This window comes from Pseudomonas sp. GW823-FHT02C05 (assembly GCF_058797595.1).
Map to the genome: position 1 here is coordinate 769,363 of NZ_JBXAJU010000004.1, position 22,995 is coordinate 792,357.

The following is a 22,995-nucleotide window of genomic DNA, read 5'->3' on the forward strand; positions in this document are numbered from 1 at the left end:
GGCATTTTTCAGGTGTTTTTGCCGCGGCATAGTGTCGCGGCAAAAACTAGCGAAGAGCTATTAGCACCGAAAATTTCATCGATTATTGCCAATAGTTTTTGCAACCGGCCGGAACTAAATAGGTGAACGCCCACTCAGAGTTACTGAATGGCTGGTGAAGCCCTTCTATGCTCCTATGTTGTGTTAAGTGTTGGCAGATATCTGGACCCCGCCCTAGCGGTCTAGAACTTGAACCCCGAACTTCCCCCTCCCCATACGAAGTCCGGGGTTTTTTTTGCCTGAAAACCGCCTGGGAAATGATCATGCTGCGTTAAAAACGCGGCGCGAAATGCTCATTTACAGCCAGTAAACTCCGCTTTCGTACCGCGCTTTTGCCTTGCCTGATCATCCCCCAGGCAATTTTCCCTACGTCTCTCAGGCCTCGGCTTCGGCGCCTTTGTCGGCCAGTTCCATCCAGCCCGCCAGCACGGTGTAGGCCTCTTCCAGGCCCATGCGCTTGGGGGCCGAGAACAGTTGGATGGTGATGGCTTCGCCCCAGCCCTTGCGGATCTGCGACTGCACCTTGAGCAGGGTGTTCTTGGCCGCGCCGTAGGTCAGTTTGTCGGCCTTGGTCAGCAGGATGTGCATCGGCATGCCGCTGGCGACCGCCCAGTCCAGCATCAGCAGGTCGAAGTCGGTCATGGGATGACGGATATCCATCATCAGGATCAGGCCCTTAAGGCTCTCGCGGCTGCCCAGGTAGGCTTCCAGGTGACGCTGCCAGTGTTGCTTGAGCGGGATTGGCACTTTGGCGTAACCGTAGCCCGGCAGGTCGACCAGACGGCGATCGTCGTCTAGCTTGAAGAAGTTCAACAACTGCGTGCGACCCGGAGTTTTCGAGGTGCGTGCCAGGCTGGCGTGGGTCAGGGTGTTCAGGGCGCTGGATTTGCCGGCGTTGGAACGCCCGGCAAAGGCCACTTCGAAGCCTTCATCGTCAGGGCATTGATCGACTTTGGCGGCGCTGAGCATGAACGTAGCCTGTTGGCACAGACCGAGGATGGGGTTCTTGAGTTGCATGGGATTTCCGATTGGGGCGATGCCGAGAGTGGACGCGGCGAGCGGTGTCGTTTCCGTTTCAGTAACGCCAGTATATAATGCCGCAGATTTTGTGTGCGCTTTGTCCCAGCGTAGGATGAAGTTCACGAGAGCGATAAACCTTGAATGCGCATTAGAACGCAGCACGCTCTCAACCCTGAAAAGGTCGTTTTATGACGAAATGGCTGCTAGCTGCCGGTGTCTTGATGCCGTTTTACGGCGCTCAGGCTACACAGGATCCGGAAGCTGTGTACAACCGTGTTTGTGGGGCTTGTCATTCCGGCCAACTACCCACGGCGCCCCGCAAGGGCGACCAGGAAGCTTGGGCGCCGAGGTTGGCGCAAGGTATGGAGACGCTGGTGCAACACGTGACCCAGGGTTTCAAGGCGATGCCGCCGCGTGGTTTGTGCATGGACTGCAGTGCCGAGGATTACCGAGTCATCATCCATTGGATGAGCGAGTGATCCCGGTCCATAACTCTTAACCCTTAGCCGTAGTTGGATTAGCTGATGAACAAATTACTCGTGAGTCTGCTGTTGACCTTGGGCATCACAGGTGTCGCCCATGCCGCAGGCGACGCTGCTGCCGGTCAGGCGAAAGCCGCAGTCTGTGGTGCTTGCCACGGCCCTGATGGGAACAGCATGGCGCCAAACTTTCCCAAGCTGGCGGGTCAGGGGGAAAAGTACCTGAACAAGCAGTTGCACGATATCAAGTCCGGCAAGCGCCAGGTGCTGGAGATGACAGGCCTGTTGACCAACCTGAGCGATCAGGACCTGGCTGACATCGCCGCTTACTTCGCCAGCCAGAAAGGCAGCGTCGGCGCAGCAGATCCTAAAGTCGTGGCCCGTGGTGAAGAACTGTTCCGTGGCGGCAAGCTGGACCAGGGCATGCCTGCCTGCACCGGTTGCCACTCGCCAAACGGTGCGGGTAACGCAGCAGCCGGCTTCCCCCATCTGGGCGGCCAGCACGCACAGTACGTGGCCAAGCAGCTGACCGACTTCCGCGAAGGCAACCGTACCAACGACGGCGATACCCTGGTGATGCGCAGCATCGCTGGCAAGCTGAGCAACAAAGACATCGAAGCGGTGTCCAGCTATATTCAGGGCCTGCACTGAGGCCGGCTCGATCAGCGTTGCCCAAGGTGCTAAGCCACGGCAACGTTAATGATCGATTAATCTGACGGTGCAAGCATAAAGGGTGGCTCAGGCCGCCCTTTTTTATGGCGTCTGCCGCTACACTAGCGAACTCAAGCCCGCCAAGACCTGGCCGAATTCAGGTCGAGCGAGGCGCCAAAATTGTCCAGGAGTAAAGCATGCGTAATCTGATTCTCAGCGCCGCACTCGTCACCGCCAGCCTGTTTGGCGTGACCGCTCAAGCGGCCGAACCGCTTGAAGCCGGTAAACAATATGTCGAGTTGAGCAGCGCCGTTCCGGTTGCCGTGCCAGGCAAGATCGAAGTGGTTGAGCTGTTCTGGTATGGCTGCCCGCACTGCTACGCTTTCGAACCGACCATCAATCCCTGGGCTGAAAAACTCCCGGCCGACGTCAACTTCGTCCGTATCCCGGCCATGTTCGGCGGTATCTGGAACATCCATGGCCAACTGTTCATCACCCTTGAAGCCATGGGTGTCGAGCACAAGGTGCACAAGGCCGTATTCGAAGCCATCCATGGCGGCAAGAAACTCGCTACTCCTGAAGAGATGGCCGAGTTCCTGGCGGGCGAAGGCGTCGACAAGGACAAGTTCCTGAGCACCTACAATTCCTTCGCCGTCAAAGGCAAGGTCGAAGACGCCAAGAAAAAGGCCCAGGCCTACCAGATCACCGGCGTACCGACCATGGTGGTCAACGGCAAGTATCGTTTCGACCTGGGCACCGCTGGTGGTCCTGAAGGCGCGCTGAGCGTGGCTGACCAGTTGATCGCCAAAGAGCGCGCAGCCAAGTAAGCGCCCGCCGCCATGCCGCGCTGGAGCTCGGAACGCATCGTTGGCCTGCATGATCCGCAGGTCAACGAGCACCATTTGGCGTCGTCCGGCCTGCCGGCAGACAGTCGTCTGCGCTTGCTCAGTTTCAATATCCAGGTCGGTATCAGCACCGAACGTTATCGCCATTACCTGACTCGTGGTTGGCAGCACCTGCTGCCCCATCATGGACGTGCCGACAATCTGCAGAAAATCGGCAACCTGCTTGGCGATTTCGACCTGGTGGCCCTGCAGGAGGCCGATGGCGGCAGCCTGCGCTCCGGCTACGTCAATCAGGTGGAACACCTGGCCCAACTGGGCGCCTTCCCCTACTGGTACCAACAGCTCAATCGCAACCTGGGACGCCTGGCTCAGCACAGCAATGGCGTGCTCAGCCGCCTGCGCCCCTGGGCCATCGAAGACCACCCGCTGCCTGGCCCCAAGGGGCGCGGCGCGATCCTCGTGCGTTTTGGCGAGGGTCCCGAGGCACTGGTGGTGGTGATGATGCATCTGGCGCTCGGTGCCCGCACCCGAACCCGGCAACTGGCGTACATCCGCGAGTTGATCGGCGGCTACAAGCATCAGGTGCTGATGGGGGACATGAACACCCACGCCAGCGACCTGCTGGAGCATTCCCCTCTAAGGGACCTCAGCCTCTTGGCGCCGCAACTGCAGGCGACCTTCCCCAGCTGGCGTCCGCAACGTTGCCTGGACCATATTCTGCTCAGCCCCAGCCTGACCCTGGAGCGCGTGGAGGTCCTGGCCCAACCCATATCCGATCACCTGCCGGTCGCGGTAGAGATTCGTCTGCCGGGTTCGCTCACGGCTGATGCATTGCCCGCGTTGAGTCCTGCCCCTCGCGGAACCGATGAATGAGCGACGACGCCAATCGCTGGAAAGAGAAATACCTCAAAAGTATCGAACAGCAGGAAAAGCTCGAACGCCGATGGGCGGCCCGTCTCGACTTGCTGCGTCGTGGCCTGGTACGCAGCACCCTGGCGGCGGAGGGCACCGATCGCGCGGTCGACCAGTGCATGAAGGAAATGCGCGAGGTGGTACGCACCGACGACATGGACGCCGGGCTTGCTGCCCTGCTGCCGCGCCTGGAAAAAGCCGTGCTGGACTCCGAGCAGCGGCGGGAAACCCGGGTCGAGCAGATGAGCAGCGCGCTGACGGCGCTGGTCAGCCAGTTGCAGTCCCTGCCCCTGCCCCGGGAGGTCAGCCGTCCGCTGAAAGCCTTTGCCAAGCAACTGGATGGCCGGGTTGGCCAGGCGCGGGAAATTCCCTTGCTGCTCGGCGAACTGAGCAGCCTGCAGGGCAAGGCCCTGAGCCGGCTGGAAACCCCGGCCGAACCCGACCGCCCAAGCCTGTTGCAGCGCCTGTTCGGCAGCCGCGAGGCGAGCGAGACGCCGGCCCCGGGGGAGGAAGCCGTTGCGACGAATCCGCCGCTCCCGGCAGCCGCGGCGGAGGCTCATCCGCAAGCCGAGGAAGCCCCGGCCCCGGAGGATGGCGCGCGCGAGCACTATCAGACGCCGACCCAGGCCTTGCCTGAGGCGGTTTCGGCGCCTGCCGCGCCCGCCCCGGCACAGCCCGAAGTGCAGCTCGAACCTGAGCCGGTTGCCCAGCCGGTTGCCAGCGACGAGCCGGAGGTTGCTGCAGTGCCCGCTCCGGCCCCGGTGGTGGCGTTCGTGCCTCCGGTACTGGTGCAGGAGAAGCCCGTCGAGCCTGTACCCGCTATCGAGGTCGAACCTCAAGCAACCATTTCGCCTGTCGCGGAGCCACAAGCGCCCGTCGATCCCGGGGTGGTCGCCGCTTCCGATTCGCCGCCAGCGCCTGTCGCCGAAGCCGCGCTCAATCCCGACGAGTTGTTGCCCCTGCCGACGGTTTCCCCGGCAGTGCTGCTGGACAGCCTGCCCTTGCCGGCAGTCATGGCCGAGGCCCTGGCCGCCATCGATCCGGAGCAGTCGGAGCACGATGTGCTCTACGCTCTGCCGGATTCGCCCGAGCCCTCCTACAGTTCGGTGGCCAAGCACATCGAGCACACCTTGCTGGGGTTGCTCGACGACCTGAGCCTGCCGGAGCGCCACCGGCCACAGGCCGAGGCCATGCGCGATCGTCTGCAGCATGGGTTGAACTGGTACGAATTGCTGCCGATCCTCGACGATCTGGCGGTGTTGATGCTGGCCATCACCGACTCCGGCCAGCATGAGTTCGAGACCTATCTCAAGCAGCTCAACGAGCGCCTGGAGGCCTTCCAGAGCAACCTGCAGGCGGCCAGCGACGGCCATGCCGACAGCAGTTCGGCGGCACGGGCCATGGACAGCCAGATCCGTGAACAGGTCGACGGCCTGCAAAGCAGCGTGCAGGAGGCCGCCGACCTGGATGACCTCAAGCAAGTGCTGGAAAGCCACCTGGAAGGCCTGCTGGGCACCATGGACCACCACCAGAAGCAGCGCGACGAGCGTGAACGGGAAGTGGCCGCCCGCCTGCAAAGCCTGGCGGAGCGGGTTTCGAGCATGGAGCAGGAAGCCCAGGGCTACCGTGAGCACCTGGAAGAGCAGCGGCAGAAGGCGCTGATCGATCCGCTCACCGGTCTGCCCAACCGGGCTGCCTGGAGCGAACGCCTGGAACATGAAGTCGGCCAATGGCAACAACATGGCAACAGCCTGCTGCTGGCCATGCTCGATCTCGATCATTTCAAGCGGATCAACGACAACTACGGTCACCTGGCCGGTGACAAGGTGTTGAAGATCATCGCCAACGTACTGCGCAAACGCCTGCGAGGCAGCGATTTCATCGCACGTTTCGGTGGCGAGGAGTTTGTTCTGTTGCTGCCCAACACCCCCTGGCCGGTGGGCGTGCGCATTGTGGAAGCCTTGCGCGCGGCAATCGAGGCGTGCCCGTTCCATTTCAAGGGCGAGCCGGTGACCATCACCGTGTCCGTCGGGCTGAGTGCGTTCAAGGCCGGTGATCGCAGCGATCTGGTGATCAAAAGAGCCGATCAGGCGCTGTACCGGGCCAAGGATGCCGGCCGTAACCGGGTGGAAGCTGGTTGAGGAGCCAGCACTTTGCTGAATGAAAGCGCTGTTTTGCCCATGAACGCCAGGGCAGTACGTTACACTATTGCATTATCGTCTTCAGCGTACTGCCTTTTGCCATGAAACTTCTTGCTCTTGCCCTCTCCCTGCTGATCCTCGCCGGCTGCGCCAGCGGCCCGCGCATCGACACCAGCCACCCGTCGGTCAATTACGATCAGCGCGCCCAGTTCATCATCGTCCACTACACCTCGGCATCGCTGGAGCGCTCCCTGGCCCTATTGACCCATGGCCAGGTCAGCAGCCACTACCTGATCGGCGATGACAAGTCCGCCACCATCTACAAGCTGGTGGACGAGCAATACCGTGCCTGGCATGCCGGCGACAGCCAGTGGCAGGGCCGGACCTGGCTCAACTCCAGTTCCATTGGCATCGAGATCGTCAACCCGGGGTTCCGCGATGGCCCCAGCGGGCGGCTCTGGTACCCCTACAGCGAAGCGCAGATCCAGAACCTGATCGTGCTGCTCAAGGACATCAGCAAGCGCAACAACATCTCGCCGCGCCACATCATTGGCCACAGCGATATCGCCCCCATGCGCAAGCTGGATCCGGGCCCGCTGTTTCCCTGGAAACGCCTGGCCGAGGCCGGCCTGGGACTGTGGCCCGATGCCCAGGCAGTGGCACGCCAGCAGGCGTTCTTTACCGTGAGCCCGCCGAGCATCGGTTGGTACCAGCAGCAACTGGCCCAGCTGGGTTACGCCACGCCGCAGACCGGCGAGCTGGACAAGGCGACCCGGAACGTCCTGGCCGCATTCCAGATGCACTACCGGCCGGGGCGTTTCGATGGCACGCCGGACGCAGAAAGCGCGGCCATCCTGATGGTACTCAACCAGACAAAATAATGACGCCGCCGGACGGTTGGGGCCGATTGTCCAATCAGTTGCTATAACTCATTGGTAATCCTTCGGATCTCCCATGATGCCGGCCGCTCGCGAGCCCTTGCGTACCTGGTTCCATCGCCCCTGGACGCTGGCGATGCTGGCGGCTGTGCTGAGTGCGGTGATGTTGCTGCTGGGCAGCGCCGGGCTGGCCATGCACCAGGTCCAGCAACGGGAAAGCGAGCAGATGAACGCCCAGGGGCAGCGTTTCCTGGAGCGGCTGGAGCAGTTGTTCGGGCAACTGCGCGAAGGTCTCGATGTGCTGGAGGCGCAGCCGCTGCGCGAGTGCAACGCCGATCTCATCGCAGCTCTGCAGCAGGTCAGCTACAGCTATCGCTTCATTTATGAAGCGGCCTACAGGGACGCCACCCACACCTGTTCCAACTGGCCACGACAGAACCTCCTGCCGGCGGCCAGGCCGCCGGATATCCGCGGGCCGACCTACAGCTACTGGCTCAACACCTCGACCCAGCCCAACGAGAACCTTGCTGCCCTGATGCTGGGTCGCGGCAACTTTCGCGTGGCCACTTCCCGCGGGCACCTGACCGATGTGGTCGATCTGCCTGCCGGTGGCAGCCTGATGGTGGTGGTGGATCATGGTGCCCGGGCGATACCGGTGCTCGGCCCGGCCCGTGCCTGGCCCCCCGCACAGCCTTGGCAGGCGGGCCGCGACGGGCCCTTGCAGGTCACCCCGGACCTGCTGATCTATCGCATGCCCACTCGCAACCCCGAGTACCAACTGGTGCTGATCACCCCCCGCGCCAGCCTGCAGGGCGAAGTGCTCGACGGTTGGTGGTGGTTGCTGCCCTCCAGCCTGGTGCTGGCGCTGTTCATCGGTGGGTTGGTGTATCAGTTGGTCCGCCAGCGCCAGTCCCTGGGGGCGGAGCTGCAAGGGGCCCTGCGCCGCGGCGAACTGCAGGTGCTGTACCAGCCGATCTTCGATCTCAGTAGCCGGCTCTGCGTGGGGGCCGAGGCCCTGCTGCGCTGGCGCCGCCCGGACGGCACCCTGACCAGCCCCGACCTGTTCATCCCACTGGCGGAGAACACCGGGCAGATCCGCCAGATCACCGACTTCGTTCTGCAGCGCCTGCTGGAGCAACTGGGGCATGTGCTACGGGCCAATCCCCAGCTGTACATCTCAGTCAACCTGGCGGCCTGCGACGTGATGGTCCCGCGGATCGGCATGGTCATGGCGCGGCTGCTGGCGACGCATCGGGTAGCGGCCCGGCAGATCGCCTTCGAGGTCACCGAGCGTGGGCTGATCGATGTGGTGGTGGCGCGCAACAACCTGCAGGCCCTGCGCGATGTCGGGCATCAGGTGCTGATCGACGATTTCGGCACCGGCTATTGCAGCCTGGCCTACCTGCAGGGCCTGCCGGTGGATTGCCTGAAGATCGACAAGGCGTTCATCGATGCCCTGGGGCACGATGCCGCCAGCAGCGGCGTGGCGCCGCACATCATTCGCATGGCCCACGCATTGAAACTCAAGGTGATTGCCGAGGGCATCGAGTTCGAGGACCAGGCGCTGCTGCTCAGCAGCGAGGGCGTGAGCTTCGGCCAGGGCTGGCTGTTCGCCCATGCCCTGAGTGCCTTGCAGTTCACTGAGCTGATTACCCGTGGCCGACGGCTGGTGGCCAGGCGTCTGGATGATGAAGCATGAGGCCCTAGAGCGGCAGGGCCAGATAGAACTGGGTGCCCTGCCCGGGCCTTGAGTAGACGCCCATGCGCCCGCCATGCAGCTGGACGATCTCCTTGCATAGCGCCAGCCCGAGGCCGGCACCGCCCTTCTTGCGGCCCACCTGGACGAAAGGTTCGAAGATCCGCCCTTGCTGGCCATAGGCGATACCCTCGCCATTGTCTTCGACGCTGACGATCACCCGCTCGCCATGGCGCCGCGCCTGCAGGCGGATCTGGCCCTCTCTGGCGGTGTGGCGCAAGGCGTTGTCGATCAGGTTGTCCAGCACCCGCTCCAGTTGTGCGCGGTCGGCATGCAGCCGTGGCAACGGCGCCTGGATCTCCAGCAGCAGGTCGATGCCTTGCTGTTGGGCCTGCTCGCTGAAGCGGCCCTGGGCCTGCACCAGCAGCTCTTCCAGGGGGCAGGGAGCGAGGGTGAGTTTCTGCAGGCCGTTCTGATAGCGGGAAAAATTCAGCAGGTCGTTGATCAACTGCATCAGGCGCTGCATTTCCTCGTTGACCGTATTGAGCAGGTCGGTTTCCCGGGACTCCTCGGGAAAGTGCAGGCGTTCCTGAAGCAGCCCGAAGGCCATGTGCATGCCGGTGACCGGGGTACGCAGTTCGTGGGAGGCGCGCAGCACGAACTCACTGCGCACTCGTTCGAACGCCCGTTGCTCGGTGACATCGTGCAGCACCATCACGGCGCCGAGAATATGGCCCTGGGTATGGCTGACGGGGGTCAGGCTGTAGGTCAGCAGGCGCGACTCGCCGTCGACCTCGATATCCAGGTCGTCCGGCGCCCGTTCCAGATTGCCGCCGCGCAATACCAGCTGTAGCTGCTCATCCAGCTCCGGGCGTTGCAGGGCGCTGCCCAGGCCCTGGCCGAGGCGCTCCTGGTCCCAGCCCAGCTGGCGCTGGGCCACGGGGTTGAGGTGTTCCAGACGTCCTTGGCGGTCGATCATCAGCAAGCCGTCGTCAATACTGTCGAGCACGGCCTGCAGGCGCTGCTGGCCGGCCAGCAGCTCATCGACATTGGTTGCCTGATGCTGGCGCAGGGCCTCGGCCATGATGCCGAAGCGCCGGGTCAGCAGGTTCATTTCCGCCGCCGCCGAAATGGGCAGGGTGACGTCGAAATTGCCTTCGCCAATCTTGTCCGCAGCCTTGGCCAGGGCTTCGATCGGCCCGCCAAAGCGCCGGGCGATGGCATGGGCCGTGACGAAGCCGATGATCAGCACCGCCAGGGCCACCAGGCCCAGCAGGCCGGCCACCAGCCATGCGCGGTTGCGGGCCTGCTGCTCCACCTGGCTGATGTTGTCCAGGGCGCGCTTGTGTTCGTTGATCAGCCCGCCGCGCAAGGCGTTGAAGCGCTCGGTCAGCTCGTTGTTGTCATGCAGCCCGCTTGCGGTGCTGTTGCGCTCGAAGGCCTGGTAGAAGCTCAGGTAGTCGCTACGGGCCTGCTGGAAGCCACTTTGTACCTGGGTCTGCCGATCATGGGCGATGCCTTCGTCGAGCAGTTCCAGATAGTGCTGTCGGGAGGTTTCCAGGGCGGCGCGGTCCGGCTGCTTGCCGAGCATGATGATGAGCTGGTCGCCCAGGGTCTGGCGCAGCTTGAGGCCCAGGTCCAGGGTGATGAAGTTGTTGCGGATCAGCGATTCCTGGGTGCTGGCCATCTGCATCACGCTGACCAGCCCGAGCACCAGGCCCAAGAGGGCCACGGTGATCAGGGCCGAGATGCTCAGAAACAGCCGGGTGCGCAGTTTCATCGCTAACTTCATAGGGTGTTGCTCACAGGTTGTACTGTTTGCGTTTGCGGTACAGCGTCGACGCGTCGATACCCAGGGTCTTGGCGGCTTGATCCAGGGTGTCGCTGGTGGCCAGGACCGCACCGATGTGGGCCTTTTCCAGCTCGTCCAGGCTCAGGGCGGCGCCGATCCGCGGGGCGTTGTTGGTGGGTTGCTCGGCCATGCCCAAGTGGCTGATTTCCACCCGTTCCTGCGGGCAGATGATGCTCGCCCGTTCCACCACGTTGCGCAGTTCGCGGATGTTGCCCGGCCAGCGGTAGTTGAGCAGCGCTTCCCGGGCTTCATCACTGAAGACCCGGGCCGGGCGCGAATACTCTTTGACGAAGCGGGCGAGGAAGCGGTCGGCCAGGGTCAGGATATCTTCGCTGCGCTCGCGCAGGGGCGGCAGGTGCAGGGTGATGACGTTCAGCCGGTACAGCAGGTCTTCGCGGAAACGCCCGTCGCGCACCATGTCTTCAAGGTTGAGGTTGGTGGCGGCGAGGATGCGCACATCGGCGCGGCGGGTTACCGGGTCGCCGACGCGCTCGTATTCCTTGTCCTGGATGAAGCGCAGCAGCTTGGGTTGAAGGGTCAATGGGAAGTCGCCGATCTCGTCGAGGAACAGGGTACCGCCATCGGCCTGGTTGACCCGGCCCAGGGTGCTCTCGCTGGCCCCGGTAAAGGCGCCGCGGCTGTGGCCGAAGAGTTCGCTCTCCATCAGTTCGGCAGTCAACGAGGGGCAGTTGATGGTCACGCAGGATTTCTTGGCACGTTTGCTCCAGCCGTGAATGGCCCGCGCCAACTCGCCCTTGCCGGTGCCGGACTCGCCGAGGATAAGGATGTTGGCGTCGGTGCTGGCCACCTGACGCGCGGTTTCCAGCACCACTTTCATTGCCGGGCTGTGGGAGTCCAGGCCGTCCTTGGGCTTGCGTACCTCACCTTCGAGGGCTTCCAGGCGCGCCGAGAGCTGGCGCACTTCCAGCTGCTTGGCGGTGGCCAGGCGCAACTGGTCGGGGCTGCAGGGCTTGACCAGGTAGTCTGCGGCGCCGGCCTGGATCGCATCTACTGCGGTGTCCACGGCGGAGTGAGCGGTGACGATCACTACTCGCATCCAGGGTGCCTGGGTACGCATTTGTGCCAGTACGTCAAGGCCGTTGTCTTCGCCCAGGCGCAGGTCGAGGAAGCACAGGTCGAATACTTGGCGTTGCAGCAGAGCATCGGCCTGCGCCGCGCTGTTGGCGGTGGCCACGGTGTAGCCCTCGTCTTCCAGGCAGTAGCGGAAGGTGCGAAGGATTGCGGATTCGTCATCCACCAGAAGGATGCGGCCTTGATTCTCCGGCGCTGACTCCATTTCCCGAGGCTCCTTAATGAATGATCTTTATTTAGTCCCGGAAAAATCGGGCAAGTTGCAAGGTTGATTCTGATCCATTCCAGCGCCAGCAGGTTAGATATCTCCGGCTGAAACGGCTAACAGGCTGAAATTATGCATGTTTTACCCACAGTAGCTGCTGGGTGGGTCTGTATCAGGCTATTGGCCATTCATCAAAGTTCCCCCTGTGATCAAAAAACGCTCACTGTTTTCCCGGGACATCGTGCATTTCGCACGGCCGGCATGGGGGCATCGTGCAGTATGCGTGTGGAATGCTTTTGGTAATTTTATTTAAGTATTTGATTTTATTGAGTTTAATCTCAAAGAAAAAGCTGGCATGCAGCCTGCAATATCCCTCTCATCGAGAAGCGCCGGCCGTGGCTTCCATAACAACATCACCACCAGTGTGGGAGGAGTTTCAGGATGAATCGCCAACGTCTTGCCCAATTGCGTATTGCGCCACTGCATCTCCAGCAAGGCCTCTTCGCCGTTCTGGCGTTGCTGGTCACCCTGATCGCCGGGCAACAGTTCCAGCGCTGGCAGGACAGCCAGGCACCCGCGCCGCGCGTGCCGGTTCATCACTTCACCCAGACCCATTTCAGTTCGGTGAGCAGCCAGCTCAACGACCAGGCCCCCATGCAACTGATGGCCGTCGACCAGGCACAGCCGGTCGCGGACGCGCCACGTCAGGAACGCTGGGTGTTCTAGCACCAAGGCCGGGCCCGCAATCGGCGGCGCCGGGCTGGCTCCATAGGCAGCACCACTAATAGAAGAGTAAGGAGAATCATCATGCTGAGCTGGGCAATCACATTCCTGATCATTGCCATTGTCGCTGCGGTCCTGGGCTTCGGTGGTATCGCGGGCACCGCCACGGGTATCGCCAAGATTCTCTTTGTGGTGTTCCTGGTGATGTTCATCGCTTCGTTCTTCTTTGGCCGTCGAGGCCGAGGCTGACCATGAGTCTCACGTTGAAGACATTGACTGCCGCGCTGCTGCTGGGCGCCAGCGCCCTGGCGTCGGCGGCCAATGATGGCCAGGCACGAGCCAATCAGTTGCTGGGGTCGGACCCGCAGTTTCGTGAAACCTGGCAGGGGGTCGTGCACAAGGAGGAGCGCCTGCCCGAGTGGGTGATGAACCTCTCGGGTGATGCGCCACAACAGATGAATGCCATGACCGAAGACGGCGATCAGTATCTGGTGGGCCCTCTGTGCGAAACCGCCCAGAGTTGTCAGAACCAGCGTTTGATCGTGGCCTTCAGTTTCGACAAGAAGCATGCCTACGCGATGCTGGTGGACGTGCCGGCGGGTTTGCCCGCGGACAAGTCACCGACCCGCCACGCCAATTATCGGTTCCTCGGCAAGCCCGATGACGGCATGCAAGCGCTGCTCCAGGAGCAGTTGCGCAAGGACCCGAACTGGTACTGATGTGCAAATTGCCGATATTGCATAACAGATAGACGAAAGGGCCGCCCTGGCGCTTTCGGCTGTTGCACCACCCGAGGAGGGCGAGTGCATGACCAAGGGGCCGGGATGTTCTGATCCACGGGTGATCGGAGTGACCTAGGGGTACAGGGAGTGCCTCCGCAAGGGCCGGGTCAGGAAAGAGCGGCGGCGCAAGCTCCCAGGTCGGCCACCGACCTGATGAGCTTGCGGCGTGCTTGAATGGCAAAGTCCTGTGCTAGAGCCGTCCGTCTGACAATTTCCGTGCTCGCGCGGGAAAAAATCTTCCTTTGACTCCGATCAAACGTTTCCTGGTATTTCTCTGCGACCGTATATCGAGAAACTTTGTGCGAATTGCGCAGCGTTTCCGGGCGCCCGAATCAGAGCAATCCTAAACTTTTTTAGCCTTTTTCCTGACCCCTCCGACAAGCCTGCACGCCGCCTGAAATGGCCGTTTCACGGCATTTTTGCCTGCCGAAATGTCGTATTCGAACCGGTTGGGACGCTCGTTTTGTTTGGAAAAACTCATGCCGATTCGGCATAGGGTAGGCGTTTACGGCATTAGACGTGCCTCCCTAGCATCGGAATAGTTGCGCCTTTTTTCGCCCGCAGAGAGCCGTAAATGCTCGTTCGGGATGACCTTATACGGGGGCCGATGCACAAACTTTTCCGCCATTGAGCGTTCCAGTTCGCGCATCAGCCCGAGTCCAACTGAAGTAAGGGTAATGATATGAAGAAGGCAAAATTAAGCCTCGCCTGGCAGATCCTCATCGGTCTGGTCCTGGGGATTGCGATTGGCGCGCTGCTCAATCATTTCAGTGCTGAAAAGGCCTGGTGGATCAGCAACGTCCTGCAGCCTGCGGGCGATATCTTTATCCGCTTGATCAAGATGATCGTGATCCCGATCGTCATTTCCTCGCTGATCGTCGGCATCGCCGGTGTCGGTGACGCGAAGAAACTGGGGCGCATCGGCCTCAAGACCATCATCTACTTCGAAATCGTGACCACCATCGCCATCGTCGTCGGCCTGCTGCTGGCCAACCTGTTCCATCCGGGCGCAGGCATCGACATGAGCACCCTGGGCACCGTGGACATCTCCAAGTACCAGGCCACTGCGGCCGAGGTGCAGCATGAACACGCGTTCATCGAGACCATCCTCAACCTGATTCCATCGAACATCTTCGCGGCCATGGCCCGCGGCGAGATGCTGCCGATCATCTTCTTCTCGGTGCTGTTCGGCCTGGGCCTGTCGAGCCTGCAGTCCGACCTGCGCGAACCGCTGGTGAAGATGTTCCAGGGCGTTTCGGAAAGCATGTTCAAAGTCACCCACATGATCATGAACTACGCCCCTATCGGCGTATTTGCACTGATCGCGGTGACCGTCGCCAACTTCGGTTTCGCCTCCCTGCTGCCGCTGGCCAAGCTGGTGATCCTGGTGTACGTGGCCATCGCCTTCTTCGCTTTCGTGATCCTCGGCCTGATCGCCCGCCTGTTCGGCTTCTCGGTGATCAAGCTGATGCGCATCTTCAAGGATGAGCTGGTCCTGGCCTACTCCACCGCCAGCTCGGAAACCGTGCTGCCGCGGGTGATCGAGAAGATGGAAGCCTACGGCGCGCCGAAAGCCATCTGCAGCTTCGTGGTGCCGACCGGCTACTCGTTCAACCTCGACGGTTCGACCCTGTACCAGAGCATCGCGGCGATCTTCATCGCCCAGCTGTACGGCATCGACCTGTCCATCAGCCAGCAACTGCTGCTGGTGCTGACCCTGATGGTCACCTCCAAAGGTATCGCCGGGGTTCCGGGCGTGTCCTTCGTGGTCCTGCTGGCCACCCTGGGCAGCGTCGGCATTCCTCTGGAAGGCCTGGCCTTCATCGCTGGTGTCGACCGTGTGATGGACATGGCGCGTACCGCCTTGAACGTGATCGGCAACGCCCTGGCGGTACTGGTCATCTCCCGTTGGGAAGGCATGTACGACGACGCCAAGGGCCAGCGCTACTGGAACTCCCTGCCGCACTGGCGCAGCAAGGAAAAACTGCCAGCAGGCGAAGCGTCCAAAGGCTAAGCGCCTATTGTGTAGGAGCTGGCTTGCCAGCGAAGAGGCCCCAAGCCCTTCACCTGCCTGAAGACCGCCTTCAGCGGCAATCCAGCCCCAACAGATGACAGGCCCCGGTTAATCCGGGGTTTGTCGTTTCTGCCCGCCCCGCTATCATTCGCCGCATCTTTCGAGGGGTATGACCGATGCTCAATGGCCTGTGGCTTGGCTTCTTTATCGTGGCAACCGTGTCGGCCCTGGCGCAGTGGCTGGTGGGTGGCAACGCGGGGATCTTCGCTGCCATGGTGGAAAGCATCTTCGCCATGGCCAAGCTGTCGGTGGAGGTCATGGTCCTGCTGTTCGGCACCCTGACCCTGTGGCTGGGTTTTCTGCGCATCGCCGAGAAGGCTGGAATCGTCGAGTGGCTGGCCAAGGTCCTGGGGCCGCTGTTCAAGCGCCTGATGCCGGAAGTGCCGCCGGGGCACCCGGCCCTGGGCCTGATCACCCTGAACTTCGCTGCCAACGGCCTGGGCCTGGACAACGCCGCCACGCCCATCGGCCTCAAGGCCATGCGCGCCCTGCAGGAACTCAACCCCAGCGCCACCACTGCCAGCAATGCGCAGATCCTGTTCCTGGTGCTCAACGCCTCGTCCCTGACCCTGCTGCCGGTGACCATCTTCATGTACCGCGCCCAGCAAGGCGCGGCGGACCCGACCCTGGTGTTCCTGCCGATTCTCCTGGCCACCAGCGCCTCGACCCTGGTGGGCCTGCTGTCGGTCGCGGTGATGCAGCGCCTGCGCCTGTGGGACCCGGTGGTACTGGCCTACCTGGTTCCCGGGGCCCTGGCCCTGGGCGCCTTCATGGCCTTGCTGGCCACCCTGTCGGCCACGGCCCTGGCGTCCCTGTCGTCGATTCTCGGCAACCTCACGCTGTTTGGGCTGATCATGCTGTTCCTGGTGGTCGGCGCGCTGCGCAAGGTCAAGGTCTACGAGGCCTTTGTCGAGGGCGCCAAGGAGGGTTTCGACGTCGCCAAGAGCCTCTTGCCATACCTGGTCGCGATGCTCTGCGCCATCGGCGTGCTGCGGGCGTCCGGGGCCCTGGATTTCGGCCTCGACGGCATTCGTCATCTGGTGGAGTGGGCCGGTTGGGACACACGTTTCGTCGACGCCTTGCCCACTGCCCTGGTCAAGCCGTTCTCGGGCAGTGCGGCACGGGCCATGCTCATCGAGACCATGCAGACCCAGGGCGTGGACAGCTTCCCGGCCCTGGTGGCGGCCACCATCCAGGGCAGTACCGAAACCACCTTCTATGTGCTGGCGGTGTACTTCGGCGCGGTAGGCATCCAGCGGGTGCGGCACGCCGTGGGCTGTGCCTTGCTGGCGGAATTCGCCGGTGTGGTGGCGGCGATTGCGGTTTGCTACTGGTTCTTTGGATGAGTTGAGCGAGCCTTCGCCGGCAAGCCGGCTCCTACTCCCTCTGTAGGAGCCGGCTTGCCGGCGAAAGGGCTTTCAATGTTTCAGCGCCCGATTGCCCTGCCCCACTGCCCAATCCACCACTTGCCGGGTCAGCGCATCGCCGGCCTGGCCAAATCCTGTGACCACCGCCGGCACCCCGGTTTCAGCCAGCGCTTGGCGCACTTCGAAGCGCCGGCTGGCGAGGATCTTCTGGTCATAGCCACGAATCAGCCGCGCATCCAGGCGGATCACCACCTGGGCGGCGTTGCCCTGGTATTCGGTCTGGAAGGCTTGCAGGTCGCCGCCCAGGGCCAGGTCGGTCTGCAGGTTGCTGTCATCGGTGCTCAATAGCTGGACCCGGCCATCGCGTTGGAAGCCGTCCAGCAGGCGGTTGCGCAGCAGGATCGGTGCCGGGTCGCTCCAGCGCGAGGCCTTGTAGCTGCTGATCAGGTTGCCCTGGGGAATCACCGCGATCCGTGCGCTGTTCAGCGCATCCCCGGCCTGGGGCTTGAGCAACTGCAAGGACCACGGCAGGGCCTGGTTCGGCGCCGTGGCGCCGGCCTGGCCCACCGGCAGCCGATAGATGTCCAGCGGCTCGCCCTTGGGCAGTATCGAGCAGGCTCCGGTCAGGGCCAGGGCGGCGCTCAGGCCCATGGGGGCAAGCAGGCGATAGGCACGCTTCATGGCGTGAACTCCTTGTTCTTCTCGTTACCCAGCAGGTAACCGCCGGGGTTGGCTTCCAGGCGCCGGGTGATGGCCCGCAGCGAGCTCAGGGTCTCGCGCAGCTCGCGGACCGCTGGCGCCAGGCCGTTGAGGCCCTGCATGCCGTTGTTCAGCGAGTCCTGGTTGTCGCTCAGCAGTTTGTTCAGGGTGGCGCTGCTTTGCTCCAGGGAGCGCATGGCGTGCTCGGCGCTGCCGAACATCTGCTTGCCCTGGTCGTTGAGCAGGCCGTTGGCATTGCGCATCAGCGCGGTGGTCTGTTCCAGCATGGCGCCGGTCTGCTTGCTGATGGAGCCCAGTTGCTGCATCAGCTGGCGCAGGTCGTCGCGCTGCTCGGCGATGCTGGCGGAGGTCTTCTGCAGGTTGTCCAGGGTGCTGCTGACCCGGGCCACGTTGTCCGGGGAGAACATGCGGTTGGCGTTGTGCAGCAGCAGGTTGACCCCGGTCATCAGGTCGTTGCTGTTGTTCAGCAGGCGGGCGATGGGCGACGGTGAGGCGATGATGGTGGGCAGTTCGCCGTCCTTGCCCTTGAGGGTCGGGCTTTGCGGCGTGCCGCCGCTGAGCTGGATGATCGAGGTGCCGGTGATGCCGGTCAGGGCCAGCTTGGCCTGGGTGTCCTCCTTGATCGGCGTCTCGCTGCCCAGGCGGATCTGTGCCAGCACCCGGCGCGGGTCCTTGGGGTCCAGGCGCAGGTTGACCACATCACCGACCTTGATCCCGCTGTATTGCACGGAGCTGCCCTTGGACAGGCCACTGACCGCCTCGTTGAAGACGATCTGGTAGTCCTGGAAGGCGCTGTCGACGCTGGACTTGGCCAGCCACAGGCCGAACAGCAAGGCGCCGGCCACCACGATCACGGTGAACAGGCCGATCAGTACATGATGGGCTCGGGTTTCCATGTCATCCCTCGTTGGTCTGTGTAGCGGCCTGGTAGGCCGCGCGGCCGCGAGGGCCATGGAAGTATTGGTGAATCCATTCGTCGTCGGTCTCGGCGACGATATCGATGGCATCCGCCACCAGTACCTTTTTCTGCGCCAGCACCGCCACCCGGTCGGTGATGGTGTAGAGGGTGTCCAGGTCGTGGGTGACCAGGAACACGCTGAGCCCCAGGGCATCGCGCAGGGTCAGGATCAACTGGTCAAAGGCGGCGGCGCCCACCGGGTCGAGGCCGGCGGTGGGTTCGTCGAGAAACAGGATGTCCGGGTCCAGGGCCAGCGCCCGGGCCAGGGCAGCGCGCTTGATCATCCCGCCAGAGAGCGAGGCCGGGTATTTGTCGGCCGCCGACAGCGGCAGGCCGGCCAGGGCCAGCTTGACCGCCGCCAGGTGTTCGGCATCGGCACGGGACAGGCCGGCATGCTCGATCAATGGCAGGGCGACGTTCTCGGTCACGGTCAGCGAGGTGAACAGCGCGCCCTTCTGGAACAGTACGCCGAAGCGTCGTTCGATCAGCGAACGTTGCTGTTCCGGCAGGCTTGGCAGGTCCTGGCCGAATACCCGCACCGAGCCTTCGCTGGGCTGGCGCAGGCCGACGATGCTGCGCAGCAGTACCGACTTGCCGCTGCCCGAGCCGCCGACCACGCCGAGGATCTCGCCCTGGTACACATCCAGGTCGAGGTTCTCGTGCACGCTCTGCTTGCCGAAGCGGTTGCACAGGCCACGGACCTCGATCACCGCCTTCGCCGGCGCGCGTGGCGGCCGGCTCACCAGCCCATCTCCATGAAGAACAGCGCGGCCACGGCATCGATGACGATCACCACGAAGATCGACTGGACCACGCTGGAGGTGGTGTGGGCGCCCACCGACTCGGCGCTGCCGCTGACCTTGAAGCCTTCCAGGCAGCCGATGGCGGCGATCAGGAAGGCGAAGATCGGCGCTTTCACCAGGCCCAGCAGGAAGTGCTTCACGCCGATATCCGAATGCAGCAGCGAGAGGAACATCGCCGGGGAGATATCCAGGGACAGGGCGCAGACCACCGCGCCACCGACTATCCCCGAAAGCATCGCCAGGAACGTCAGCATCGGCAGCGACACCAGCAGGGCCAGGACCCGAGGCAGCACCAGCAGTTCTACCGGGTCCAGGCCCAGGGTGCGGATGGCGTCGATCTCTTCATTGGCCTTCATCGAGCCGATCTGCGCGGTGAAGGCGCTGGCGGTGCGCCCGGCCATGAGAATCGCGGTGAGCAGTACGCCGAATTCCCGCAGGAAGGAAAATGCCACCAGGTCCACGGTGAAGATGCTGGCGCCGAAGTTGGCCAGCACGGTGGCGCCGAGAAAGGCCACCACCGCTCCCACCAGAAAGGTCAGCAGGGCGACGATGGGCGCCGCGTCGAGGCCGGTCTGTTCGATGTGTGCCACCACCGGGGTGATGCGCCAGCGCTTGGGGCGCAGCAGGCCGCGGGCCAGGGTTTCCAGGATCAGGCCGATGAAGCCCAGGACCTTCAGGGTGTCCTGCCAGACGGTATAGACCGCGCTGCCAATGCGCGAAAGCAATTGCACGCTGACCGAGATCTCCGGTTCCTTGACCGGTACGCAGAAGTCGTTCAACGAGGTGTAGACCGTGTGCAGCAGCGCGCGGTCGGCGGCGGACAAGGTGCAGTCGGGGTGTTCGGCGGACTGCCCCAGGCGTTCTGCCCCCAGCAGTTCCACCAGCAGCGACGCGCCGGCGGTGTCCAGGGCGCCCAGGCCGTTGAGGTCGATATGGGTGCTGCTGTCGTAGCGGCCGTCCAGGGATTGGCTGAGGCGCTTGAGGTCGCTGTAGTGCGCCAGCGTCCAGTCGCCGCCGATGCGCAATTGCGCCGGGGAGTGGGCAAGGTCCAGTTGAGCGGTGCCGGGCGTCACGCTGCTAGTCATAAGCTCCGAGCTTGTGTGGCCATTTCGCAGTGCTACGTAATAGCACGATCCCGGTTACTTTGCCTCGCCGGTCTTGGCCGCGTCTTGATCTGGAGCGGTGATCTCGAAGCGCAGCACGCCGATCACCTGGCCGTCTTCGGTGATCACCCGCACCTGCCAGTCGCCCGCCGGGTTGGCGGGGAAATTCTGCTTGTGGGACCAGGCACGGTAGCCTTCCTTGCGTCCGCCATGGATGTCCAGGGCGACGCGATCCACCTCGCTGCCGTTGAATTGCCAGACGTGGTAAATGCGCTCGTCCAGGCCCCGGGGGGCGTTGATCGCGGTGTAGGCGTACAGGCCGGTGCTGCTTACCTGGGCGGTGCTGATCTGCTCCAGGCTGTCGCCCGGGGTGCGATCCTGGAGCTGGGTGCTGATGGCATCCTCGGTCAGCCACAGGGTGGCCGGCGGCACCCAGGAGCGCAGCAGCCAGCCGGTGCTGCCGATGGCCAGGGTAATGGCCAGCACGGTCAGGGCGCTGCGCAGGCTGCGGATCGGCAGGATCGAGGCCAGGCTCGGAAAGGACAGGAGCATGGCGATGCCCAGGGCCAGCTTGAAGCTCTGGGCGGTGGTCAGGTGCAGGATCAGCGGCAGGGCCGTGAGCAAGGCGGCGAACAGGGTCAGGGTGTGCAGCGCCAGGAACAGCCAGCGGCGCGGGGCCAGCCATTTGTAGTACAGCGGGTCAGTGATGGAAATCAGCGCCGCGGCGCCGAGCAGGCCGGTGAACACCAGTTGGCCACTGTTCCAGCTGGTGGTGATGAAAAAGAACGGCAGGACGAAGAACAGGCTTTCCTGGTGGATCATCTGCGTCGCATAGCGCAGCAGCGGCTGCGGGATCTCGCGCTTGAAGACCTTGGTGAACAGCTGGGTCAGGCTGTTCTCCAGCATCAGCCAGACCCAGCTCACCAGCAGGATCACGGCGATCCACGAGGCCAGGCTCTGTTGCCGGTCCACCAGGATGAAGCTGCCGACCCCGGAGATGAAACCGCCGAGCGCAATGATCCCCGGATAGCGCTTCATCAGTTCGAGAATGCGCTGGATAAGGAGGGTCAGGTTCGGCATCGGGGGGATCACAGTCAGGGCAGGAAAAACCGCGACAGGATAACGTCGGCGGCGGTCCGTGGCGAGGGAGCTTGCTCAGGTGCGCACGCACTGGCGAGGTAATCCGGCCAAGGTGATCGCATTGCCCTGTCCCTGGGGCTGCTGCGCGGCCCGGCGGGAGCAAGCTCCCTGGCCATGGGTCAGCGGGCCCGGCGGCGCAGCAGGTAGACGCCGAAGCTGCCGAGCAGGACCAGGGACAGCAGGCCGCCGATCAGCCAGAGCAGTTGTTCGTCACTGAGCAGCGGTTGTTCGATGCGCAGGTAGCCCGGCTGCTGCAGCAGCTGGCGCAGGGCCAGGTTGGCCTGTTCCAGGCTCACTGCTTTCAGGCGCTTGGCCGGGTCGCTGAAGCGGCCGTTGTCGAAGTCCCCGAGGGCGCTCCAGTAATAGTCCGCCAGGGCGCTGTTGCCCTGCACGGCCCAGGCCTGGCGATCGATGGCAGCCTGTTTCAGGCGGGCGAAGGTGGCCGGGTCGAGGCCGTCCTTGAGCAGCCGTGCCTTGAGCTGCTCTACCACTTGCCGGGCTTGGGGCAGGTCGTCGCGCTCAAGGTCGGCATTGAGGCTGAGAAAGCCCACGCCACCGAAGACTTCCCGATCACTCCAGGGGCCGTAGGACAATTCGTGCTCAAGACGCAGTTGGCGATACAGCGCCCAGTCCAGGTAGTCCTTGAGCAGGTCGAAGGTCTCGTCGTGCTGCTGGTCCAGCACGGGCTCGGGAAACAGCCAGTGCAGTTGCGCGCTCTGCCCTACCCAGCCATGGACCAGGGTGCGCTCAGGGGCGGCGGTGCCCTGGATCTGCGGCAGGTCGGGGTGTTCGCTGGGCTCCACCGGCTCCAGGGCACCGTAGGTGCGCTCCAGGTAGGCCGGTAGCAGGCGATCGAGCTCGCCCACCACGATCAGGGTCATGTTGTTGGGGGCGTACCAGTCCTTGCGTACCTGCTCCAGCTGGGCCAGGGTCAGGTTTCCGACCTCGGCGCGTTCGGCGCATTTGAGCCCCAGTTCCACCGCCAGCTGGTTGCCTGCCTTGTGTCCCAGGTCCTGGCGGTCGAGCCAGCGCTGCAGGTGCGAATAGTGACCCCCGCCTTCGCGTTCCACCACTTGCTTGGCCGCGGCCACGGCGTTGTCGTCCAGGCGGGTATGGGTCAGCAGCGACAGCAAGAGGTCCAGGACCTTGCGCTGGTTGCGCGCCGGGGCCTCGATGACGAAGGTGGTGTCGGCATTGCTGGTGTAGGCATTCCATTCGCCGCCCAGGGCCTGCATGCGTTCTTCCAGGCCGCCTTCCCCGCTGTCATCCACGCCGCTGAACAGCAGGTGTTCCAGCAGGTGCGGCAACTCCTTGTCGGCACAGGCGAAGTCGTCCAGGCCCACCCCCACCACCAGGCGGATCGCCACGTGGCCGCGTTCGCTGCCGGGCTTGAGCAGCAGTTGCAGGCCATTGGGCAGGGTGTAGCCTTCGACCTGGAAACGATCCAAAGCCCATCCTTGTGCACTGCCCAGCAACAGGCAGGCGAATAACAGACAACGCATAACAAGCTTCCTT

General features: G+C 63.3%; 21 protein-coding genes. 12 read left to right on the forward strand and 9 right to left on the reverse strand.

What is annotated here, in order from left to right; translation table 11 throughout:
- Positions 1-414 precede the first annotated feature (414 nt).
- Positions 415-1,056 carry a ribosome biogenesis GTP-binding protein YihA/YsxC gene (gene yihA, locus AC1RGE_RS25015; protein WP_492585190.1) on the reverse strand — a complete coding sequence of 214 codons (642 nt, stop codon included), beginning with the start codon at positions 1,054-1,056 and terminating at the stop codon, positions 415-417.
- Positions 1,057-1,247: 191 nt separating this feature from the next.
- Between yihA and AC1RGE_RS25020 the strand changes: the two genes are divergently transcribed.
- The 7 genes from AC1RGE_RS25020 to AC1RGE_RS25050 all read left to right on the forward strand — a co-directional run bounded on the left by AC1RGE_RS25020 (position 1,248) and on the right by AC1RGE_RS25050 (position 8,664).
- The gene (locus AC1RGE_RS25020) at positions 1,248-1,538 is read left to right on the forward strand and encodes a c-type cytochrome (RefSeq protein ID WP_015633654.1); all 291 of its coding nucleotides are present in this window, start codon (positions 1,248-1,250) and stop codon (positions 1,536-1,538) included.
- Between the two features lie 45 nt (positions 1,539-1,583).
- Positions 1,584-2,189, forward strand: a complete 606-nt coding sequence (locus AC1RGE_RS25025) for a c-type cytochrome (RefSeq protein ID WP_011058472.1) — start codon at positions 1,584-1,586, stop codon at positions 2,187-2,189.
- A gap of 197 nt (positions 2,190-2,386) precedes the next feature.
- Positions 2,387-3,016, forward strand: a complete 630-nt coding sequence (locus AC1RGE_RS25030) for a thiol:disulfide interchange protein DsbA/DsbL (protein WP_011058473.1) — start codon at positions 2,387-2,389, stop codon at positions 3,014-3,016.
- Between the two features lie 12 nt (positions 3,017-3,028).
- Positions 3,029-3,907, forward strand: coding sequence for an endonuclease/exonuclease/phosphatase family protein (locus AC1RGE_RS25035; RefSeq protein WP_011058474.1), 879 nt, complete (start codon positions 3,029-3,031; stop codon positions 3,905-3,907).
- Positions 3,904-6,087 carry a GGDEF domain-containing protein gene (locus AC1RGE_RS25040; protein ID WP_492585192.1) on the forward strand — a complete coding sequence of 728 codons (2,184 nt, stop codon included), beginning with the start codon at positions 3,904-3,906 and terminating at the stop codon, positions 6,085-6,087. Before AC1RGE_RS25035 ends, AC1RGE_RS25040 begins: the two co-directional genes overlap by 4 nt.
- 101 nt (positions 6,088-6,188) lie before the next feature.
- Entirely contained in the window at positions 6,189-6,968 is a 780-nt protein-coding gene (locus AC1RGE_RS25045) for an N-acetylmuramoyl-L-alanine amidase (protein WP_011058476.1), read from the forward strand.
- 73 nt (positions 6,969-7,041) lie between these two features.
- The gene (locus AC1RGE_RS25050) at positions 7,042-8,664 is read left to right on the forward strand and encodes an EAL domain-containing protein (RefSeq protein WP_492585193.1); all 1,623 of its coding nucleotides are present in this window, start codon (positions 7,042-7,044) and stop codon (positions 8,662-8,664) included.
- Between the two features lie 4 nt (positions 8,665-8,668).
- Here AC1RGE_RS25050 and AC1RGE_RS25055 read toward each other — a convergent pair whose 3' ends face one another.
- The gene (locus AC1RGE_RS25055; protein ID WP_210482916.1) at positions 8,669-10,453 is read right to left on the reverse strand and encodes a KinB sensor domain-containing domain; all 1,785 of its coding nucleotides are present in this window, start codon (positions 10,451-10,453) and stop codon (positions 8,669-8,671) included.
- A 10-nt stretch (positions 10,454-10,463) separates the two neighbouring features.
- Positions 10,464-11,810 (reverse strand): sigma-54-dependent response regulator transcription factor AlgB, encoded by a 1,347-nt coding sequence (algB, locus tag AC1RGE_RS25060; RefSeq protein ID WP_011058479.1) that lies wholly within the window; start codon positions 11,808-11,810, stop codon positions 10,464-10,466.
- A 441-nt stretch (positions 11,811-12,251) separates the two neighbouring features.
- Between algB and AC1RGE_RS25065 the strand changes: the two genes are divergently transcribed.
- The 5 genes from AC1RGE_RS25065 (at position 12,252) to AC1RGE_RS25085 (ending at position 16,735) form a co-directional block, all read left to right on the forward strand.
- A complete protein-coding gene (locus AC1RGE_RS25065; RefSeq protein WP_015633659.1) occupies positions 12,252-12,536 on the forward strand; it encodes a hypothetical protein in 285 nt (94 codons plus the stop codon).
- Between the two features lie 81 nt (positions 12,537-12,617).
- Complete coding sequence (locus tag AC1RGE_RS25070; RefSeq protein ID WP_003170804.1) at positions 12,618-12,782, forward strand: DUF1328 domain-containing protein; 165 nt, start codon at positions 12,618-12,620, stop codon at positions 12,780-12,782.
- Positions 12,783-12,784: 2 nt separating this feature from the next.
- On the forward strand, positions 12,785-13,252 hold the full coding sequence (locus AC1RGE_RS25075; RefSeq protein ID WP_019095623.1) for an inhibitor of vertebrate lysozyme family protein: 468 nt from the start codon (positions 12,785-12,787) through the stop codon (positions 13,250-13,252).
- Positions 13,253-13,997: 745 nt separating this feature from the next.
- Positions 13,998-15,329: a glutamate/aspartate:proton symporter GltP gene (gene gltP, locus AC1RGE_RS25080; protein ID WP_011058482.1), complete on the forward strand. Its 1,332-nt coding sequence runs from the start codon at positions 13,998-14,000 to the stop codon at positions 15,327-15,329.
- 176 nt (positions 15,330-15,505) lie between these two features.
- Positions 15,506-16,735, forward strand: coding sequence for a nucleoside recognition domain-containing protein (locus AC1RGE_RS25085; RefSeq protein WP_019095624.1), 1,230 nt, complete (start codon positions 15,506-15,508; stop codon positions 16,733-16,735).
- A gap of 72 nt (positions 16,736-16,807) precedes the next feature.
- Here the strand turns inward: AC1RGE_RS25085 and AC1RGE_RS25090 are convergent, their stop codons facing one another.
- The 6 genes from AC1RGE_RS25090 to AC1RGE_RS25115 form a co-directional block, all read right to left on the reverse strand.
- Entirely contained in the window at positions 16,808-17,437 is a 630-nt protein-coding gene (locus AC1RGE_RS25090) for an ABC-type transport auxiliary lipoprotein family protein (RefSeq protein ID WP_072451954.1), read from the reverse strand.
- Positions 17,434-18,372, reverse strand: coding sequence for an MlaD family protein (locus AC1RGE_RS25095; RefSeq protein WP_011058485.1), 939 nt, complete (start codon positions 18,370-18,372; stop codon positions 17,434-17,436). Before AC1RGE_RS25095 ends, AC1RGE_RS25090 begins: the two co-directional genes overlap by 4 nt.
- 1 nt (position 18,373) lies before the next feature.
- Positions 18,374-19,177, reverse strand: a complete 804-nt coding sequence (locus AC1RGE_RS25100; RefSeq protein WP_011058486.1) for an ABC transporter ATP-binding protein — start codon at positions 19,175-19,177, stop codon at positions 18,374-18,376.
- Positions 19,174-20,322 (reverse strand): ABC transporter permease, encoded by a 1,149-nt coding sequence (locus tag AC1RGE_RS25105; RefSeq protein WP_011058487.1) that lies wholly within the window; start codon positions 20,320-20,322, stop codon positions 19,174-19,176. Before AC1RGE_RS25105 ends, AC1RGE_RS25100 begins: the two co-directional genes overlap by 4 nt.
- Positions 20,323-20,376: 54 nt before the next feature.
- Positions 20,377-21,420, reverse strand: a complete 1,044-nt coding sequence (locus AC1RGE_RS25110) for a DUF5924 family protein (RefSeq protein WP_015633662.1) — start codon at positions 21,418-21,420, stop codon at positions 20,377-20,379.
- Positions 21,421-21,599: 179 nt separating this feature from the next.
- Positions 21,600-22,982: a M16 family metallopeptidase gene (locus tag AC1RGE_RS25115; RefSeq protein ID WP_015633663.1), complete on the reverse strand. Its 1,383-nt coding sequence runs from the start codon at positions 22,980-22,982 to the stop codon at positions 21,600-21,602.
- Positions 22,983-22,995: the final 13 nt, after the last annotated feature.

Coding starts and splice junctions, on each gene's coding strand:
- AC1RGE_RS25030 (WP_011058473.1), top strand. CDS start 2,387: ATGCGTAATCTGATTCTCAGCGCCGCACTCGTCACCGCCAGCCTGTTT.
- AC1RGE_RS25075 (WP_019095623.1), top strand. CDS start 12,785: ATGAGTCTCACGTTGAAGACATTGACTGCCGCGCTGCTGCTGGGCGCC.
- AC1RGE_RS25045 (WP_011058476.1), top strand. CDS start 6,189: ATGAAACTTCTTGCTCTTGCCCTCTCCCTGCTGATCCTCGCCGGCTGC.
- algB (WP_011058479.1), bottom strand. CDS start 11,810: ATGGAGTCAGCGCCGGAGAATCAAGGCCGCATCCTTCTGGTGGATGAC.
- AC1RGE_RS25085 (WP_019095624.1), top strand. CDS start 15,506: ATGCTCAATGGCCTGTGGCTTGGCTTCTTTATCGTGGCAACCGTGTCG.
- AC1RGE_RS25095 (WP_011058485.1), bottom strand. CDS start 18,372: ATGGAAACCCGAGCCCATCATGTACTGATCGGCCTGTTCACCGTGATC.
- AC1RGE_RS25090 (WP_072451954.1), bottom strand. CDS start 17,437: ATGAAGCGTGCCTATCGCCTGCTTGCCCCCATGGGCCTGAGCGCCGCC.
- AC1RGE_RS25055 (WP_210482916.1), bottom strand. CDS start 10,453: ATGAAGTTAGCGATGAAACTGCGCACCCGGCTGTTTCTGAGCATCTCG.
- yihA (WP_492585190.1), bottom strand. CDS start 1,056: ATGCAACTCAAGAACCCCATCCTCGGTCTGTGCCAACAGGCTACGTTC.
- AC1RGE_RS25070 (WP_003170804.1), top strand. CDS start 12,618: ATGCTGAGCTGGGCAATCACATTCCTGATCATTGCCATTGTCGCTGCG.
- AC1RGE_RS25025 (WP_011058472.1), top strand. CDS start 1,584: ATGAACAAATTACTCGTGAGTCTGCTGTTGACCTTGGGCATCACAGGT.
- AC1RGE_RS25050 (WP_492585193.1), top strand. CDS start 7,042: ATGATGCCGGCCGCTCGCGAGCCCTTGCGTACCTGGTTCCATCGCCCC.
- gltP (WP_011058482.1), top strand. CDS start 13,998: ATGAAGAAGGCAAAATTAAGCCTCGCCTGGCAGATCCTCATCGGTCTG.
- AC1RGE_RS25065 (WP_015633659.1), top strand. CDS start 12,252: ATGAATCGCCAACGTCTTGCCCAATTGCGTATTGCGCCACTGCATCTC.
- AC1RGE_RS25110 (WP_015633662.1), bottom strand. CDS start 21,420: ATGCCGAACCTGACCCTCCTTATCCAGCGCATTCTCGAACTGATGAAG.
- AC1RGE_RS25115 (WP_015633663.1), bottom strand. CDS start 22,982: ATGCGTTGTCTGTTATTCGCCTGCCTGTTGCTGGGCAGTGCACAAGGA.
- AC1RGE_RS25105 (WP_011058487.1), bottom strand. CDS start 20,322: ATGACTAGCAGCGTGACGCCCGGCACCGCTCAACTGGACCTTGCCCAC.
- AC1RGE_RS25035 (WP_011058474.1), top strand. CDS start 3,029: ATGCCGCGCTGGAGCTCGGAACGCATCGTTGGCCTGCATGATCCGCAG.
- AC1RGE_RS25040 (WP_492585192.1), top strand. CDS start 3,904: ATGAGCGACGACGCCAATCGCTGGAAAGAGAAATACCTCAAAAGTATC.
- AC1RGE_RS25020 (WP_015633654.1), top strand. CDS start 1,248: ATGACGAAATGGCTGCTAGCTGCCGGTGTCTTGATGCCGTTTTACGGC.